Genomic DNA, 16,997 nt, shown 5'->3' on the forward strand with positions numbered 1-16,997 from the left:
GTAAGGGCGATAGGAATAAGGATCTGAAAACATGTCTACCCTTGTTGTGAAATTCGGTGGTTCGGTTCTGACCTCCGAAGCGGCCCTGCACCGCGCCGTGTCCGAGGTCTATCGCTATGTGCGCGACGCGCACAAGGTGATTGCCGTTATTTCGGCCTTCAAGGGTGAGACAGACCAGCTGATGCGTCTGGCTGTTGGCTATACGCAGGCCTCGGCCTCTTCGGCGACGCCGCACCTGCTGGCGACCGGAGAAATGAAGGCCTCGACCCTGTTCGCCATGGCCTGCGAGCGGTCGGGGATCGTGACGCGCTTTCGTTCGGTGGCCGAAATCGGCCTGACCGCCGAAGGGGATCATTTCAATGCTCAGCCGGTCAGCCTGAAGACCGAGGTGCTGATCAACGACCTCAAGGCCTGTGATCTTGTGGTGGTGCCGGGCTATGTGGCTGAAAACGCGGCCGGTGAGCCCGTGCTGCTGGGGCGGGGGGGCTCGGACCTGACCGCCGTCTTTATCGGCAAGGCGCTGCGTGACGCCGGTGTCGAGGCGCGCGTGCGTCTCAACAAGGACGTCGATGCGGTCTATGATATCGACCCCAATACCTATCCCGATACGGCGAAGCCCTACGCCGCCCTGTCGTGGGAAGAGGCCGAAAAGATCGCCTTCCCCGTCGTGCAGGCCAAGGCCATGAAATACGCCCACGAGCACGGGCTGGAGGTCGAGGTCGCGGGCATGGCGCGCGGCTATGAGACCGTGCTGGGCGCCAAAACGGCGGAACGCAAGACGCCGGGTTTTGCGCGCAAGATCCGCGTGGCGGTGATGGGGGCGGGGGGTGTCGGCTCGATGTTCCTGCAACGCTGCCTCGAATGGTCGGACCTGATCGAGGTCGATCGCGTGCTGGTGCGTGATCCGTCGAAGCGCCGCGACCATCCGTTGGCGGGCAAGTTTACCTCGGATGCGCGTAACTTTGCCCGCGCGGATGTCGATGTGTTTGTCGATATCGGCACCGGCGTGTCGCCCTCGGCGGAACTTCTGGAGCAGTTTCTCAAACTGGGCGTCGGCGTAACGTCTGCCAACAAGCAGGCGGTGGCCGCCGTTCAGGGCAAGCTGAAGGACGCGGCCAGGGCGTCAGGTGCGGCACTCACCTATTCCGCTTCGGTCGGAGGTGGGGCCCCGGTTATCGAAGCCCTGCTGCGTGCCGTAAAGTCGCACAAGATCAAGAGCATTGCCGGGGTGGTCAACGGCACCTCCAACTTCGTGATTGATCAGGTCGAGGCGGGTAAGACCTTCGATGCGGCCATGGATGAGGCGCGCCGTCTGGGCTTTGCCGAGCCGGACTCCACGGCCGATCTCGATGGGACGGATGTGGGGGCCAAGCTGCGCCTGCTGCGCGAAATCGCCTTCCCCGGCGTGACGCCCGTGCACGTTGAGGTCGGGGCCATCACGGCGGAGTCGCTGGTCATCCCCAAGGGCAAGGGCCTGCGCTACGTGGCGCGCGCCATCATGACGCCTAAGGGCCTTGAGGTGTCGATGAAGCTGGAGGAACTTCCTGCCGATCACTATCTGGTGGGTGCCAAGGGCGAGCAGAACCGCGCCATTATCGAGCTGGAAAACGGTGAGTTCTGGTACGTGACGGGCAAGGGGGCCGGGGCCTGGCCGACGTCGGAATCGCTGCTGGCCGACACGCTGGAGATCGCCCGCGGTTTGAAGGGGTGATGTTTTAAGCGCCTCCCTTGAAATCGAGGGAGGTGTTATATGTAACTTCATGACCCTCGAAGACCTCAATAGCTTCTGCCAGTCGCTCACCGCTGCCATCCATGTGGTGCAGTGGGGCGAACACGATGTGTGGAAGGTGGGGGGCAAGGTCTTCGTCATTGCGGGCACACAACCCGACGGGCATGTGTCGTTCAGCGTCAAGGTCTCTCCCATGAAGTTTGAAATTTTGCGCGATCATCCTGATTGCCGCCCGGCCCCCTATCTGGCGTCGCGCGGTATGAGCTGGATACAATATTATACCGGTGATCAGATGTCCGACGAGGAGTTGCGTGGTCTCATCACCGACTCGCATCGTCTGGTCGCCGACGGCCTGTCGAGAAAGAAACAGAAGGAATTAGGGCTTTGAACTATCGCCACGGCTTCCACGCCGGGAACTTCGCCGACCTGTTCAAGCACGCGGTCCTGTTGAATTTTCTGCGCGCCCTGCGTGAGACGGGGCAACCGCTTCAGGTGGTGGACAGCCACGCCGGGGCGGGTCAGTACGACCTGTCCGATCCGACCTTCTCGCGCTCCAAAGAGGCCGAGGCCGGAATCGGCTACCTGCTGGGGCGTGACGTGCCGCCAAGTCTCATCCCCCTGTCGGACTATGTGTGGGCCAAGAACCGCGCGGCCGGGTTCAAAACGCGCATCGGCCTCTATCCCGGCTCGCCGCTTCTGGTGCTCGACCATCTGACGGCGGAAGGTCACTATATGGGCTGCGAGCTGCGCAAGGACGATTACGAGCGCTTGCGGGAGACGGTGACGCCGCGCGGTAAGGCGCGCCATACGGATGGCTATGAGGCGGCGGTTGAAGTGGCCGAGCCGGACAAGGACCTGCTTTTGCTAATTGACCCGCCATTTGAGCAGTTCGAGGATTATGAGCGCATCAATCTGTGCCTGCGCGACGTGCTGAAAAAACAGTCCAACGCCAAGGCCCTGGTGTGGTTGCCGCTGAAAGACCTTGAAACCTTCGATCGCTTCCTGCGCCATATGGAATGCGAGCTTCTGGAGGACCAGACGGGGGAGGGCGGGCCGGACATTGCCGTGGCCGAATTGCGTTTGCGGCCGCTGACCCATCCGTTGAAGATGAATGGCTGCGCGCTGGTGACGGTCAATGCGCCGGCGTCGGTGGTCGAGGCCATGCGCGACATTGCCGAGGATCTGGCTCAGGTCTTTGCCGAACCGGGCGGCAAGGCTTCGGTGTGGACGTTGGATTAATCACTGATCACGCGAATTTGCCCGCTTAGGGCGATGGGTCGCATAGGCGCCTGTGGATTTCTGTGTTAGTTTTGTGCGCTGCAATATTTTTTGAGCGCACGAGGCCACGAGATGTTGACCATGACGCAATCCGATCTGCCCCCGTTTTCCCTGCCCACCTCCGAAGAGATGAAAAACGCGACGGAGCGCCTGACCCATTTCTGGATCGGGGCCTGTTCGCCGATGTGGGTGCCGTTTTTTGCCGCGACCAGCTTTGGCGTTTCGGCGTGGATGCTGTCCGGCGTGCCGGCGCGTCGCGCAGGCGGCAGCGACCTTTATAAGGACCTGCCCAAGGGCTTTGTCGATATGATGAGCCTGCGTCAGACCTGGTACAAGGCCAGCGAAGACGCTGCCCATGTGTTGGAAGAGGTCAATGAGGCCGTGCGTGAGGCCGCCGTTGCGCCTGTGATGGCGGCTATCGAGGTCGAGGACGCGGTTATGGATGCGCTTACCGAAGTGTCCGAGCCGGTAGAGATCGAACCTCAGCCGGTTTCCGAGTTTATCGCGGACCCTGCGCCCGAAATGGATGCCGTCGAAGCCGTTGAAACGGAAATCGCGTCTGCGACGTCCGAAGCGGAAACCGCTGATGATGTACTGCCGGAGCCGGTCGTCGAACCCGCCTTTGAGCCGGCTCCGGTCGTCAAATCCGCGCCCAAGCGCCGTCCGGTGCCGCGGAAATAGTTATCCTGCGGGGTAAATATCCACCCGGATCGGACGGTGGTCGGAGCCGTAATAGGGGCCGGCCTTGCGATTGCGCAGGCTGAGCGCCTGACCGGCAAAGGCATTGTCGATGCCGATACGCAAGGGGGCGGGCAGGACCGCAGGCCATGTCCCGACCGCGGCCGGGGCCGCGAACACGCCCAGATCGCGGCTGAAATCCTTAAGACCAGAGGCTGAGGGGGTGGTGTTGAAATCCCCGACCAGCACCGTGCGCTCCGGCTGTTCGTCGCGCAGGTCGGCGTCAAGCCGCTCCAGTTGGCGCGGTTGGTCGCCCGGTGCGCTGAACGGCCACGGGCGCGTCAGATGCGCTACGGCCAGATGAAACGCCCCCGCAGGTGCCGCGACCTCTACGGTCAGCAGGCTGTAACCAATGGGGCGGGCGCGCGGACGCGTCAGCGGGTAGCGCGAAAAGACGAACGTGTCGTAGCGGCGGGCCACGTGGGGATAGGTCTGGCGCAGTTTTGCTGCCAAGGTCGCTTCGGCCAGAGGCCCGGCTTCGACGATGGCCACGACATCGGGATTTTCCGTCCTGACCCAGTCAAGCAGTCGCTGCGGCGTCTCGTTCTTGACGTACAGGTTGGCGAAGATCAGCCGCACCGGCGCCACTTCGGTATTCGTTTGCGCGTGGGGCGGGCTGATCTGCGGCCAAAAACTCACCCCCAGAAGACCGGCCGCCATCAGACTGATGAGGGCCGAGGCACGTTGACGTAACTGAATGAGCACAAAGGCCGCCGCCAAGGCCACGCTTAGCAGGGGCGCGGTGAAAATGTCGATCAGATAGCCGCGCGCGCCTAGTGGGTCGATGAGGCACACCGCCCCCATGCCCAGCAGAGCGAGGCTGAGGATGAAGGCCAAAAACGAAAACAGTCTGAGTACCAGCAAGACTTAGCGCAGGACCACGGCGGTCCCGGAACAGGTGACCATCAGCATGGTGCCCTGAGAGACGGTTTCATAGTCGAGATCGACGCCGACAATGGCGTTGGCCCCACGTTGCGCGGCTTCTTCCTGCATTTCCTTCAAGGCGGCTTCGCGGGCGGCGCGCAGCACTTTTTCGTAGGAGCCCGAACGGCCGCCGATAATATCACGGATACCGGCAAACAGGTCGCGGAAGATATTGGCCCCCAGAATGGCTTCGCCCGTAACGACGCCGATATAGGTGTCGACGCTGCGGCCTTCGACGCTGGGTGTGGTGGTGACGATCATGATAAAATTCCCCTAACGCATGTGATTGACGCATAACCCCGCTACAGGCAATGTCTAGTCCGAACGGGCGAAGGGGAGCAAATGACATGTTTGTCAGGTCGGCCTATGACGTGCAGAAGACCTACGATTCGATAGGCACGATCAAACGCCTGTCGGATCGCATTATTGGTATCGGCCCATTCAACCTGATCGGTCTTGACGGTCTTCTGGCGTGGCTACCGTTTCCGATCGTCGGGGCGGTCTATTCGTTCGGGGCCTCCGCCTTTATTCTGCTGAGCGGGTTTCGCGCCCGCATCAGTCCGGTCGCCTGGGTGCAGGCGGCGGTCGTTCTGGCGCTCGATCTGGGGATCAGCGGACTGGAGGAGGTGGCGCAACTTATCCTCCCGTTTTTCCCGGTGGGGGCGGTGGCCGATACCCTGTATCAGGGGCACCTCTACGCCTCGCATATCGTGCAAAAGGATATCGAAAAAACCCTTTATATCGAAGAAAGTGGCCGTGACGCCCACGCGTCGGGCCGCCACAAAGAGCATCTGGCGACGATGAAGGCGACCAAGGGCAAGAAGCGCCTCGTCTATCTTTTGCCCTGAAATCTATCCCCGCCATGACATTCGGGCGGACACTGACAGGCACCATTGTCGATGAGGCCCGAACGTGTCCCTGCAAAACACCCCCGCCCTTGGCCTGCCCCTGCTGCAAGCGGGACAGGCGCATAAACATATTACCCTTAATGAAAGCCTGTGGCGGCTTGATGCCCTCGCGCAGGCCCGCGTCAAAAGCCGCGCAGTCGGCGCGCAACCCGCCACGCCGCAGGAGGGCGACGCCTATATCCTGCCCGCAGGCGCATCCGGCGTGACCTGGGATGACTTCGATGCCGGTGATTTTGTCGTCTATCAGGGCGGTTACTGGGACCTCCTCAGCCTGCCCGAAGGGGCGCTGGTGCACGTGGCCGATGAAGGCGGATTTGTGGTGCGCGTGTCGAGCGGCTGGGTGCTGCTTCAAGCCACGTTTAACGCCTTACAAAACCTTCAGCGCTTAGGGGTTGGCGCGACAGCAGACGCCACCAACCGTCTGTCGGTCAGCAGCCCGCAGGTCCTGTTCAACCACGCCGGGGGCGGCAGCCTGCTCTATGGCAACAAGGCCGCAGAGACAGATGAGGCGGGCCTTGTCTTTCAGACCGGTTTTTCGTCGCGCGCCCTGCTGGGGACGCTGGGGTCGGACAATCTGACGCTTAAGGTCTCGCCGGACGGGTCCGTGTTTCACACCGTGCTGAGCGTGGACCGCAATACGGGGCATACCACCTTTCACACCCACACCCGTCTGAGGTCGTTTTCCATCGGCACGGCCTGGGCGGGGTTTATGAACCGGGATGCTTCTATTCTGATCCCAATTGGGGCTTTCTGATGCGGGCGGCCGAACCCGACCCGGTGGCGGATGATTTTGTCCTTATCGACGGGTACGGCAATCACCTGCTGCGTTGCGGCAATGGCCGCGGGGCAGTGGAAAATGCCCTGAAACCGGGTTTTGATAACAACAAATCGCTGGGTACGGCCAGTTTGCGCTGGTCGCAAGTGTTTGTCGCCTCCGGTACGATCAGCACTTCGGATGCCCGGCTGAAAGCCGAGGTCCTCTCTGCGCCCGCCATTCTTGAGGCCGAGGCCCGCGCTGCCTCGCGCATCCGCGGCGTGTTACGCACGTATCAGTGGCTTTCGGCCATTGCAGTCAAAGGTGAAGCGGGGGCGCGCTGGCATTTCGGGGTGTTTGCGCAGGAGGTGCGCGATATTCTCAGTGAGGGAGGGCTTGAGGCCGCGCGCTATGGCTTCTTCTGCGAGGACGAGCGATATGAGGAGATTTTCGATCCGGACACCGGGGCGCGCCTTGAGGTCATCCCGGCCGGGACGCAACTGGGCGTGCGCTATGACGAACTGATGCTGTTTCTGCTAAAATATACGTAAGTTATTGACGGCTGTTCAGATGATGCGCCCAGTTGAAGAACTCACCCGCTGTTTGTGCCAGTTCCCGCTCAGCCATTAAGGCCACGGCTTTACTGGCCATGCGTTTACGGTGCTGGTCGACGGTGCGTGCGCGCTTCATGCGTTCGAATATCTGCGCGAACACCTTTTCCAGGCAGAAGGCCGGATCGACCTCACGACGCGCAGCCTGACGTGCGGCCTTGGTATAGCCATTCACCAATTCTTTAGCGATTTCAGCCGCCTCAAGCCGGCGTTCGCAGCACAGGCCGCTGAAATTACGGGACTTTACCGTAGCAAAATTGTCGTCGAGCAGCCAGCCTGGGCCACCGAAGTGGTCATAGACATAAACCGGTCGTCGGGCTCTCAGGGCGTAGGGAATGGTCTTGCCAATACTTACAACCGCATTCGCCGAAATAATGTCCTCTGGCGTCACCCGTTGATGGCGGCGATCACCTGCAACGCCCAGATGGATAACCTCAATGCCCGCCGCCTGAAGCAGGGACTGAGCGATCACAAGCTCTGACGGCGCGTGGTTTGAGACGATGAGCAACCGGCGCAGCCGTTCGGCCGGAACAGGCGCCTCATCTTCAAAACCAGCAGGGGCCGGGTTGCGATAGATGGATACGTCTTTCGCGGGCAAGCCGCGCTTAACCACGCGCTCTACCCCCAACTCTGAAGGTACGATAAACATTTGCCCCAGCAGTGGCTCGGCCACTACGCCGGGCTGAGCGTAGGACCAGGTCTTGTCCAGATGCGCAAAGACGAAAAAGCTCGATCTGACCTCTTTATCAGAGGGCGAATTGTCGAGCACAGCTTCAAGGCGGTTCTGCAACCACACCAGATCATACTCGAAGGGCCTGGCCTGATCCGGGCGTTCTATAATACGAAGGCCCGACGTCAAAGCATGGCTCAGCATGGGTTCGCCAAAGTAACAGGCGGTCAGATCGACTTCCCAGCCTTGCGATATAAGGTATTCGGCGGCTTCCAGAATGACAAGTTCAGAGCCCGCGACCATTTGAAACGCTGCATTTCCGAACAGCGCGCGTTTGACAGGTTTTGCCGGCATCAAAGCAACTCCCGCATATGGCGAAGGCCCGGTCGTTTCCGAACCGGGCCTTCATGGTGCCGTATGGCAGGATTGAACTGCCGACCTCAGCCTTACCAAGGATGCGCTCTACCACTGAGCTAATACGGCTGAACCGGTGTGAACACCGGCTGAGGACGGGGCTAATACCCAAACCGGGGCCAAACGCAAAGCGAAAAGTGCATTTTTCGCTCGCTTTTTGTGGATGGAACGCTAAATCACCGCCTTATGAGCGACTCTCCGAATAAAAACCCTAAGGACGAGAAGGCCGAGCGCCTCAATGCCGCCCTGCGCGCCAATCTGCAGCGGCGCAAGGCTGCCGCGCGGCGGCCTGCGCCTGCACCTATGCGTGAGGACGACGCGAAAAACTAGCTGTTGCACCTGCGGCCCGGTGATGTAGAACGCGAAATCCATTTCATTTCCAAAGCCCTGAATCGGGGCGGCCCTGTTGGCAGAAATGAAAGTTCAGAACATTCGGATCAGGCGTACTCAATGGATCGTATTGCGTTGGAAGGCGGCGTGCCGCTCAAGGGGGATATTCCCGTCAGCGGAGCCAAGAATTCCGCGATCAAGCTCATGGCGGCGTCGCTGCTGACCTCTGAGCCGGTGCGCCTGACCAATATGCCGCGTCTGGCCGATACGCGCCTGCTGGGTCGCCTGCTGCAACGCTTTGGCACGCAGATCACCGAAACCAACGGACCGGACGGGCATCAGGAAACGCTGCTGCACACGCCGGAAATCACCTCAGCCTTCGCGCCCTACGATCTGGTGCGTCAGATGCGCGCCTCGTTCAACGTGCTGGGGCCGCTTCTGGCGCGCACGGGCCATGCCAAGGTGTCGCTGCCCGGCGGCTGTACCATCGGCGCGCGTCCGGTCGATCTGCACCTCAAGGCGCTGGAGGCGCTGGGGGCCCATATCGACATGCACGAAGGCTATGTCTTCGCTCAGGCACCGCGCGGCCTTAAGGGGGCGGAGATCGAGTTTCCCTTCGTTTCGGTCGGCGCGACGGAGCACGCCCTGATGGCGGCGGCTCTGGCGCACGGCACGACCGTGTTCAAAAATGCGGCCTGTGAACCGGAAATCGTCGATCTGGCGGAATGTCTGAACGCCATGGGGGCGAAGATCAGCGGGGCCGGGACGCCGACCATTGTCGTCGAAGGCGTCACTGCGTTGAAGGGCACCGACTGGGCGGTCATCTGCGACCGTATCGAAGCCGGCACCTACGCGCTGGCCGGGGCGGCCATGCCGGGCAGTGAGGTGCGCCTGACGAAGGTGCGCCCGGAACTGATCGGTATTTTACTCGACAAGATGCGTGAGGCGGGCTGCGAGATCGAAACGACGGCCGATACGGTGACCATCCGTCGCGGTCAGGGGCGCCTGAAAGCCGTCGATATCACCACCGAAGTCTATCCGGGCTTTGCCACCGACCTTCAGGCGCAGTTTATGGCCCTGATGACTCTGGCCGAAGGCGAGTCCACGGTGCGCGAAACCATCTTTGAAAACCGCTTCATGCACGTGCCGGAACTGGGGCGACTGGGGGCCAGTATCTCGGTCCAGCACGGCGGCGAAGCGAAGGTGACGGGCGTTGAGGAACTGCGCGGGGCGCAGGTCATGGCGACCGATTTGCGCGCCTCAGCCTGTCTGATCATCGCCGGTCTGGCGGCGCGCGGTGAGACGGTCGTCAACCGCGTGTATCACCTCGATCGTGGCTTTGAGAACCTTGAGGGCAAGCTGTCGGCCTGCGGGGCCAATATCCGCCGTATCAAGGGCAATGACCCGATTGAGGAAGAATAAGCCTCATGTTTGGGTGGTTTCACAAAAAGCCGAAACCGCTCCGTCTTCTCGCGCAGAGCGAAGAGGACGTGGTGCCGCTGAGCGCGCTGTTGCAGGATGCGGCCTTGCGCGGCGAAGACGTGCGCTATGATGCCCGCGCCCGCGCCCTGACCCTGCGCTTCAATCGCTTTTGCCATGAACACAAGAGCCGCACGCCGTTGCGCGCCGCCTGTGCCTTGCAGATCGGCTCGATCACCGGCCTTCAGTCGCGCGGTTTCGACGTGCAGCGCCCGCCGCAGGGCATGACCATCCTGCATCTGGCCACCGAACCGCTCGAAGCCCCGGCCTGCCACCTTTATCTGCGCTTTGCGGGCAAGGCCGCTACCGAACTGAAGATCGAGGTCGAGGCCGTCGATCTTCTGCTTATGGACCTCGCTGCGCCCCATCGCGCCCGTTCGACCCCCAGCCACCCGGTGTAATCATGAAACTGGCCCGTATCGACATCGACTCCGACAGCCTGGCTTCGCCGTCGCCGGAGGTGGAGCATGAGCGTCAGGTCGCCATGTTCGACCTGATCGAAAAAAACAGCTTCAAACCCGAAGGTGGCGCGGCGGAAAAATACGATCTGCGACTGGCCTATGAGGACGGGCGTCTGGTCTTCGACGTAACGGGTGAGGGCTATGCCAAGAAATTCATGCTGTCCTTCACGCCGCTCAAGCCGATCATGAAGGACTACGCCATGATCTGCGAAAGCTATTACGAGGCGCTGAAAAACGCCACGGTGGGGCAGATCGAGTCGATCGACATGGGCCGTCGCGGTATTCATAATGACGGCGCGGACCTCCTGACCGAGCGTCTGGCCGGCAAGATCGAAATTGATCATGAAACGGCGCGGCGTCTGTTTACCCTGATCCATGCCCTGCATCTGCGGGGTTAATTGCTCCGTGTGGTGATAAAACACAGGTGTGGCTGAAAAGCCGCGAAACACCTAATTCGCCGGAAATGAATGATCGTTCATTTTGAGTTCATCAAGATGGCGGTTTTGCCGCAATCTCCTATTAAATTTATGTTTTTCTTGTAAAAAGGTCCAGAAATGGCCTTTGAGGCGGCCCAATGCGGCCCCTTTGCGGAGCGATTGTTGTCTGGTCGCTGGGGCATCTCCCCCGGCAGACAACAACGAGTGCGGTTCATGAAAATCGCACGGCACACGAAGACAATAGGAGTTCACTATGAAGACCATGCTCATGGTTAGTGCCGCTCTGGCTGCCGCTGCTTTCGGCGCGTCCACGGCTTCCGCGCAGTCCCTGTCGCAGCCCGAAGTGTATGGCTCGATCGGTGCGACCGCCACGAATAACAACAAGTCCGACTCCAGCCTCAACTCGATGAATGCGCGCCTTGGCACCAAGCTCACCCCGCACTTCGGCGTTGAGGGCGAGCTGGCCGCCGGCACCAACGGCGACACGACCAATTCGGGCCGTTACAAGCTGACCAACAAGAAGGCCGCCTACGCCGTGGGCTTCCTGCCGGTATCGCAACGCGTTGAGCTTATCGGCCGCGTCGGTGTCTCGGACACCAAGCTGAAGAATTATAACAACTCGCCGATCGCCGAAGACGGCACGGCGCTGGATGTCGGTGTCGGCGCGCAGATGAAGCTCAACGACGCTTACGCCATCCGCGGCGACTATACCCGCTCGGCCTTCAAGGATGACCGCGGTAATGCCGACAACCTGTCGGTCAGCGTGGTACGCAAGTTTTAATCCTCAACTTGCGCTCAAAGGCTTCGCCTCTTGGCGGCCTGAGAAGTAAAAGACTTGGGCCTGCGCTCCCGCTTGGTCGCTAGTCGCTTCGCTCCGGGAGTGCGTACTGGATCGGCGGAGTTCCGAAAGGGGCTCCGCCTTTTCACGCGCGCTTTCCCTCTTTCCTCTGAACCCGTTTGGGTATAAAGGGAGCGCCACTGATTTTCATGGGCGACATCGCATGACGATTCGCCCTTTTCCCTTTCCATGTGGGGCCGAATGGCAAAAGAAGAACTGTTGGAGTTTGCGGGTACCGTTGTCGAGCTTCTGCCGAACGCGACATTCCGCGTGACGCTCGAAGACTCGGGTCATGAAATCATCGCGCACACCGCGGGCAAGATGCGCAAGAACCGCATCCGCGTGCTGGCCGGTGACCGTATCATGGTCGAAATGACGCCCTATGACCTGACCAAGGGCCGCATCACTTACCGGTTCAAATAGGTGTTGGCCGCTACACGTAAGGGGCGCGCCTGATGCTGCCCCTTATTCTGGCCAGCGCCAGTCCCCGCCGTGTGGACCTGCTGGCCCAGATCGGCCTGAAACCCGATCGTATCCTTCCTTCCGACATTGATGAAACGCCGCTGAAGGCCGAGACCCCGCGCGAACTGGCCGGGCGTTTGTCGCGCGCCAAGGCCGAAGCCGTGGCGGCTCTGCTTACGGAGCCCGCCTATGTACTGGCCGCCGATACGGTGGTCGGGGTGGGGCGGCGTATCCTGCCTAAGGCGGAAACGGATGCCGAGGTGCGCGCCTGTCTGCAACTGATGTCTGGCCGCAGCCACCGCGTCTATACCGGCGTCGCTCTTGTCTCGCCTAAGGGCCTGTCGGCGCGTGTGGTGGAAACGCGGCTGCAATTCAAACGTCTCAGCGCCGAAGAGATTGACGCCTATGTGGCCTCCGGCGAAGGTCTGGGCAAGGCCGGTGGCTATGGCATTCAGGGCCGGGCCAGCGCCTTTGTCATCCACCTGATCGGCTCCTTTCCGTCGGTGGTGGGGCTGCCGACCTATGAGACTCTGCAATTGCTGCGCGGCGCGGGTTACACGGGGTGAAGCTTTACAGCGAACAGCGGTTTGGTCTGGTGCGTGCCTGCGTGGCGCGTGAGGGGCAGCCGCTGCTCTACGCCGAAGGTCCGGCGCTGGATACGTCCCTGACCCTGTGGGGAACGCGGTCGGTGGCACGCCTGATCGCAAAGTCGGGACGGATCGGCTTTCTCAGGCTGGCCGATGGGCAAGACGCCATGGCCGACCTCAGCGAGCCGGACGCGCTCAACGAAGGCACGGCGGTCGAGGTCGAAATCGCCGCCGAAGCCCGTGCCGACAAATTGCCGCGCGCCCGTCTGCTGGGGGTCAGCGAAGGGCCACCGCGTCGCCTGTCGGACCCGCTGACGCTGATCGAACGCCTGAAGCAACAGGCGCGGCGTCTGATCGACCCGCAGGTCCCGTTTGAACCCGCCGAAGACCCCGACGCCCTCGATATCGCCGAGGCGCAGGCGACCCAGCCCAGTTTTGACCTGCCCGGCGGGGGCTATTTGTCTATCGAGCCGACGCGCGCCCTGATCGCCTGCGACATCGACATGGGCCGCGCGGGGGAGGGGATGATCCACACGCTGCGTCAGGCCGCCAAGCGCCTCAATGAGGTGGCGGTGGAAGAGGTGGTGCGCCGCCTGCGCCTGTCCAATCTGGCCGGGCTGGTGGTGGTCGATCTGATCGGCAACAAGCACAATGGCGAGAAGCTGACGGGCCTTGTGCAAGCAGCGTTTGCGGCGGAGGGGCGCGCCATCGCCTGCGGGCCGATTACGCGCTTCGGGACGCTGGAATTCAGCCGGCCGTGGGGTGCCCGGCCTCACACCGAAGACACGCCGCTGAGGGCCGCCCGGCGTCTCCTGTGGCGCGCCGTGGCCGAAGCCCGTTCGGATGCCGGTGGACGCCTCCGTCTGCGCGCGCCGGGACCGGTGGCCGATCAGGTGCGGCAGTGCCTGAAAGACAGCCTCGACCCGCTAGCACCCCGTCTCAGCGTCGAAACGGCGGCGATGACCGAGGTTGTTCCGCTGCGATAGTCGTCCTATATGGGCCACATGACCGAACGCACATGTGCCTATTGCCGCCAGACCTATCAGGTCGCTGACCAGACGCTTCCCAATGCGGCGAAGGACTATTCCCCCTTTTGCTCGAAACGCTGCGCCGATGCCGACCTGATGCACTGGCTGAAGGGCGAATACGTCATCAGCGGCACGGGGGCGCTGGCGGCCGAAGCGCCGGAAGAGGAGGGGACGGCAGCATCGGCGGACTTATCCTCACCTTTTGACGATAAAGACGCGGTTTAGACGGGTTTTTTGCGAATTTGCGGCTTTGCGCGCTTGCCAAGCCCGAATGGCTCGCTTATTAGAGCCACCTCCCGAGGCGGCGCACCAAGGTCGTTTCGATGCAAAGAGTGCCTGGATAGCTCAGTTGGTAGAGCAGCGGATTGAAAATCCGCGTGTCGCTGGTTCGATTCCGGCTCCAGGCACCACTTTTCCTCAATATTTCAATACTTTGCGTGACTAAAGGCTGTGCTGTGGGGGCGCTATGCGACTGGCTATAGCGTAATTTTAGCAAATGGGTAGCTGTACCCGACAGGGTTTATGTAAACGGCTATGGTTCGGGCGAGCGCGTCAACTGCCATATGATGACTACAATCCCCGCGTGTCGTATTAAGCGTGCATGGATGACGTCAAACAGAATCTAGCCAACTGGAAAGAGGGATTATTCCCGAAAATACCTGTCGGCGGATTGTTTGCCCGCAGTCCGGTTGCGCACAAATGGAAAGCTCCGTTTCGGAGCATGATGCTGCGCGAAGCGGCCTTTTGGCGTGAGCAGGATTTGATGGCTCAGTCCTATGCTTTGTATCGGCAAGGCCATGTGCTCGGCGCACGCATCTTGTTGAGAGGCGGCTTTGAGACGCTAGCGACAATGGTCTACCTCAACATGCTGATGACCGATGTTCTCGACGGTAAGCTCGGCTTCCACGACTTTAGCGACAAGACGAGCGCTCTCCTGTTGGGTACGCGAAATAACGAACATATGCCAGTTGCCATCAACATCCTTACCGTGTTGAGCAAGTGTGACAAACGCTATCCCGGCATTGTGAATATCTATGCCGACCTCTCCGAAAGTGCGCACCCGAATTATGCGGGGTTATGCGTTGGTTACTCCAAGATCGACCACGACGAATACGAGACGGTTTTCTCCAACCGCTGGATGGAACTTTACGGCGAGAAGCATCTTGATGGGATGCGTTTGTGCATGGGCACCTTTCACCACGAATTTGGTGAGGTTTGGCCGGAACTGTTCGAGGCGCTGGAAAAGTGGATTGAGGAAAATGACGCCGAATTGGAAGCGACCGAGGGTGACGCATGAACAGCAATTCTACATGCTCCGCCCCATTGCCGCACCGGCACTGACTTCGCGGCTGTAACGGCGGCTCCCGGGCCCTGGGTTGATGCCCACCCCTCCGGGCCGATCGTGTCGCAGTCCTATCCGGTTAAAAACGATATTCAGAATATCGATCCGACCGTGCTAGGGTTTGTGGGGATTCATTTTGAGTTTATGACGGCGGCTGCGAGATAGATCATGGCCTTGAAGCTGTTATCGGTTTTGTCTGCTCTCATGGCGATGCGTTTGAACTCTTTGAGTTTGCAAAAGAAGTTCTCAACCAAGTGTCGCCATTTGTAGATTTCTTTGTCGATGTCCAAAGGCTTTGAACGCCGTGGATGTTGGGAAATGACGATCTTCGCCCCGCGTTCATTGAGATTATCGACGATCGAGTTGCTGTCGAAAGCCTTGTCGGCCAACAAGGCTCCGAAGCTGATGCCTGTCAGAAGCGGTTCAACGCCCACCGTATCGAACCGATGCCCCGGCAACAGTTCAAAGCGCACGAGATTGCCAAAGGCATCTGTCAAGGCGAGGATTTTAGTGGTCATGCCGCCCTTTGAGCGGCCTATGGCCTGGCTCTGAGTCCCCCTTTAGCGCCCTGGCCATGACGGTGGACCTTGACTATCGTGGCGTCGACCATCGCGTATTCCATATCTGGATCATCCGAGCAGGCATCAAATATCCGTTTAAAAACATCGGCTTTGCGCCAGTCACTGAAGCGGCGAAACGCTGTGCTCCAGTTGCCGTAATGCGCCGGAAGGTCGCGCCAAGGACTGCCGGTACGAGCAATCCAAAGCACGGCCTCCATAAAGCGCCGGTTATCTCCGCCGCTGCGTCCGGGGTCAGTGCGCTTCCCCAAACAGTGCGGTTCGATCTTGGCCCATTGGGCATCTGTCAGAATATTGCGGTCCATTAACAGTATGAATCACAATTCGATCCATCTGTGAATCCCCACAAACCCTAGTCGATGAGGATGGCCGAGTGTACCTCTATTGGGGGACGTTTGGTCGCCTGAAAGGCGTTGAACTGGAACGTGACATGGTGACGTTCAAGGGGGCGCCGGTAGATGTCACAGGTCTGAAAGGTTTTTTTGAAGCGCCGTGGATTTTCAAGCGCAAGGGTGTCTATTACATGGCCTATGCCGGTAACACGGCGGGGCCGGCCTCGGAGTGTACCGAGGCCGTCTGTTATGCCTGTGTTGCCTATGGGACGGCGACCTCGCCCCTGGGGCCGTGGACCTATCGCGGGGTTGTGCTCGATCCCGTATCTTCGACGACCTCGCATCCGGGCATTTCCGAGTTCAAGGGCAAGTGGTACATCGCCTATCATACGGCCGATGCCAAAGGTGGCGGCCATTTCCGTCGCTCGGTCGCCGTCGATGAATTGTCGTGGGACGACAGCGTGAACCCGCCACTTATTGAAAAAGTCGAACAGACCCGTGCGCCGGCACCCGTCCCGCAGCCTCAGCGTAATCTGGCCCCGGCGGCACGCATCGTGGCGTCGAATTCACCTGTGCCGGTGCAATACTGGATCCGCGCCCTTAATGACGGCAAGGTGCGCGAAGCGCCGTTGCCGCCGGATACCTGGGGGACGTGGTCGCCAAACAATCCGAAGCGGCAGTGGGTGGTTTATCAGTGGGAGCAGTCGCTGAAACTCAACGGAACACGCCTCTATTTCTGGGCCGATCAGCCGGCCGGTTCCGGTATAGGCGTGGCGCCGCCCAGGGCCTGGCACCTCGAATACTGGTCAGACGCCGAAAAGGGTTGGAAGGCGATTTCCGCCAGCTATCCAACGGCAGAGGTCGGGAACTGGACCGAAGTGGCCTTCGATCCGGTCACCACACGTTGCCTGAAGGCGGTGTTTGACGCCTCCACCGATGGGAAAACCAATGCCGCCGTAGCTGTTCAGGAATGGGAGGCGCTCTATCCGAAGGCCGTTCTGGTTGAGGCGGCGGATACAAAGGTTCCGGCGTCGCCGATTTGTGCGCCGATGGAGTAGGAAAAAGCGCGAGAGAGTTGTCAGGTCTGCAATGCCTTA

At 60.6% G+C, this 16,997-nt stretch carries 22 protein-coding genes and 2 tRNA genes; 19 read left to right on the forward strand and 5 right to left on the reverse strand.

All coding sequences use genetic code 11. The features are described from left to right. Window positions 1-31 precede the first annotated feature (31 nt). From ACK8OE_RS09390 to ACK8OE_RS09405, 4 genes are all read left to right on the forward strand, one after another. Window positions 32-1,711, forward strand: coding sequence for a homoserine dehydrogenase (locus tag ACK8OE_RS09390; protein ID WP_410272317.1), 1,680 nt, complete (start codon window positions 32-34; stop codon window positions 1,709-1,711). A 49-nt stretch (window positions 1,712-1,760) separates the two neighbouring features. Further along, window positions 1,761-2,117 carry an MmcQ/YjbR family DNA-binding protein gene (locus tag ACK8OE_RS09395; RefSeq protein ID WP_410272318.1) on the forward strand — a complete coding sequence of 119 codons (357 nt, stop codon included), beginning with the start codon at window positions 1,761-1,763 and terminating at the stop codon, window positions 2,115-2,117. Continuing rightward, complete coding sequence (gene rlmJ, locus ACK8OE_RS09400) at window positions 2,114-2,968, forward strand: 23S rRNA (adenine(2030)-N(6))-methyltransferase RlmJ (RefSeq protein ID WP_410272319.1); 855 nt, start codon at window positions 2,114-2,116, stop codon at window positions 2,966-2,968. The genes ACK8OE_RS09395 and rlmJ overlap by 4 nt, the downstream gene beginning before the upstream one ends. A gap of 120 nt (window positions 2,969-3,088) precedes the next feature. Then, window positions 3,089-3,688 carry a hypothetical protein gene (locus ACK8OE_RS09405; protein WP_410272320.1) on the forward strand — a complete coding sequence of 200 codons (600 nt, stop codon included), beginning with the start codon at window positions 3,089-3,091 and terminating at the stop codon, window positions 3,686-3,688. Here ACK8OE_RS09405 and ACK8OE_RS09410 read toward each other — a convergent pair whose 3' ends face one another. Then, window positions 3,689-4,609: an endonuclease/exonuclease/phosphatase family protein gene (locus ACK8OE_RS09410; RefSeq protein WP_410272321.1), complete on the reverse strand. Its 921-nt coding sequence runs from the start codon at window positions 4,607-4,609 to the stop codon at window positions 3,689-3,691. Between the two features lie 3 nt (window positions 4,610-4,612). After that, window positions 4,613-4,930, reverse strand: a complete 318-nt coding sequence (locus ACK8OE_RS09415) for a heavy metal-binding domain-containing protein (RefSeq protein WP_410272322.1) — start codon at window positions 4,928-4,930, stop codon at window positions 4,613-4,615. 86 nt (window positions 4,931-5,016) lie between these two features. On the opposite strand from ACK8OE_RS09415, the gene ACK8OE_RS09420 reads away from it, so the two are divergent. The 3 genes from ACK8OE_RS09420 (at window position 5,017) to ACK8OE_RS09430 (ending at window position 6,882) form a co-directional block, all read left to right on the forward strand. Then, complete coding sequence (locus ACK8OE_RS09420) at window positions 5,017-5,517, forward strand: DUF4112 domain-containing protein (protein WP_410272323.1); 501 nt, start codon at window positions 5,017-5,019, stop codon at window positions 5,515-5,517. Window positions 5,518-5,581: 64 nt separating this feature from the next. Further along, window positions 5,582-6,331, forward strand: a complete 750-nt coding sequence (locus tag ACK8OE_RS09425; protein WP_410272324.1) for a DUF2793 domain-containing protein — start codon at window positions 5,582-5,584, stop codon at window positions 6,329-6,331. Beyond that, window positions 6,331-6,882, forward strand: a complete 552-nt coding sequence (locus tag ACK8OE_RS09430) for a tail fiber domain-containing protein (RefSeq protein ID WP_410272325.1) — start codon at window positions 6,331-6,333, stop codon at window positions 6,880-6,882. The genes ACK8OE_RS09425 and ACK8OE_RS09430 overlap by 1 nt, the downstream gene beginning before the upstream one ends. 1 nt (window position 6,883) lies before the next feature. Here the strand turns inward: ACK8OE_RS09430 and ACK8OE_RS09435 are convergent, their stop codons facing one another. Together ACK8OE_RS09435 and ACK8OE_RS09440 are read right to left on the reverse strand one after the other, a co-directional pair. Beyond that, on the reverse strand, window positions 6,884-7,966 hold the full coding sequence (locus ACK8OE_RS09435; RefSeq protein WP_410272326.1) for a hypothetical protein: 1,083 nt from the start codon (window positions 7,964-7,966) through the stop codon (window positions 6,884-6,886). Between the two features lie 54 nt (window positions 7,967-8,020). Further along, window positions 8,021-8,095: transfer RNA gene (locus tag ACK8OE_RS09440), tRNA-Thr, on the reverse strand. A 117-nt stretch (window positions 8,096-8,212) separates the two neighbouring features. Between ACK8OE_RS09440 and ACK8OE_RS09445 the strand changes: the two genes are divergently transcribed. The 11 genes from ACK8OE_RS09445 (at window position 8,213) to ACK8OE_RS09495 (ending at window position 14,945) form a co-directional block, all read left to right on the forward strand. Further along, complete coding sequence (locus tag ACK8OE_RS09445) at window positions 8,213-8,356, forward strand: hypothetical protein (RefSeq protein WP_410272327.1); 144 nt, start codon at window positions 8,213-8,215, stop codon at window positions 8,354-8,356. 120 nt (window positions 8,357-8,476) lie between these two features. Continuing rightward, entirely contained in the window at window positions 8,477-9,778 is a 1,302-nt protein-coding gene (murA, locus tag ACK8OE_RS09450) for a UDP-N-acetylglucosamine 1-carboxyvinyltransferase (RefSeq protein WP_290797700.1), read from the forward strand. A gap of 5 nt (window positions 9,779-9,783) precedes the next feature. Further along, a complete protein-coding gene (locus ACK8OE_RS09455) occupies window positions 9,784-10,236 on the forward strand; it encodes a DUF2948 family protein (RefSeq protein WP_410272328.1) in 453 nt (150 codons plus the stop codon). Window positions 10,237-10,238: 2 nt separating this feature from the next. Then, complete coding sequence (locus ACK8OE_RS09460) at window positions 10,239-10,694, forward strand: UPF0262 family protein (RefSeq protein WP_290797694.1); 456 nt, start codon at window positions 10,239-10,241, stop codon at window positions 10,692-10,694. Window positions 10,695-10,986: 292 nt separating this feature from the next. After that, window positions 10,987-11,514 (forward strand): porin family protein, encoded by a 528-nt coding sequence (locus ACK8OE_RS09465; protein ID WP_410272329.1) that lies wholly within the window; start codon window positions 10,987-10,989, stop codon window positions 11,512-11,514. Window positions 11,515-11,772: 258 nt separating this feature from the next. Beyond that, the gene (infA, locus tag ACK8OE_RS09470) at window positions 11,773-11,994 is read left to right on the forward strand and encodes a translation initiation factor IF-1 (RefSeq protein WP_041658556.1); all 222 of its coding nucleotides are present in this window, start codon (window positions 11,773-11,775) and stop codon (window positions 11,992-11,994) included. A gap of 32 nt (window positions 11,995-12,026) precedes the next feature. Beyond that, entirely contained in the window at window positions 12,027-12,599 is a 573-nt protein-coding gene (locus ACK8OE_RS09475) for a Maf family nucleotide pyrophosphatase (protein WP_410272330.1), read from the forward strand. After that, the gene (locus tag ACK8OE_RS09480; protein WP_410272331.1) at window positions 12,596-13,606 is read left to right on the forward strand and encodes a ribonuclease E/G; all 1,011 of its coding nucleotides are present in this window, start codon (window positions 12,596-12,598) and stop codon (window positions 13,604-13,606) included. The genes ACK8OE_RS09475 and ACK8OE_RS09480 overlap by 4 nt, the downstream gene beginning before the upstream one ends. Before the next feature lie 18 nt (window positions 13,607-13,624). Further along, entirely contained in the window at window positions 13,625-13,873 is a 249-nt protein-coding gene (locus ACK8OE_RS09485) for a DNA gyrase inhibitor YacG (RefSeq protein ID WP_410272332.1), read from the forward strand. 109 nt (window positions 13,874-13,982) lie between these two features. After that, window positions 13,983-14,058, forward strand: a tRNA-Phe gene (locus ACK8OE_RS09490). A 191-nt stretch (window positions 14,059-14,249) separates the two neighbouring features. Next, on the forward strand, window positions 14,250-14,945 hold the full coding sequence (locus ACK8OE_RS09495) for a hypothetical protein (protein ID WP_410272333.1): 696 nt from the start codon (window positions 14,250-14,252) through the stop codon (window positions 14,943-14,945). A gap of 176 nt (window positions 14,946-15,121) precedes the next feature. Here ACK8OE_RS09495 and ACK8OE_RS09500 read toward each other — a convergent pair. Then, window positions 15,122-15,873, reverse strand: a protein-coding gene (locus tag ACK8OE_RS09500) for an IS5 family transposase (protein WP_410271718.1) whose coding sequence is annotated in 2 segments (ribosomal slippage) — window positions 15,122-15,543 and window positions 15,543-15,873 — 753 coding nt in all. Because the reading frame shifts where the segments join, the coding sequence is not laid out codon by codon here. Window positions 15,874-15,899: 26 nt separating this feature from the next. On the opposite strand from ACK8OE_RS09500, the gene ACK8OE_RS09505 reads away from it, so the two are divergent. Continuing rightward, window positions 15,900-16,958, forward strand: coding sequence for a family 43 glycosylhydrolase (locus ACK8OE_RS09505; protein ID WP_410272381.1), 1,059 nt, complete (start codon window positions 15,900-15,902; stop codon window positions 16,956-16,958). The last annotated feature ends 39 nt before the right edge of the window (window positions 16,959-16,997 follow it).

Source organism: Asticcacaulis sp. W401b (genome assembly GCF_046503825.1).
In the GTDB taxonomy this organism is placed as follows: Bacteria; Pseudomonadota; Alphaproteobacteria; order Caulobacterales; family Caulobacteraceae; genus Asticcacaulis.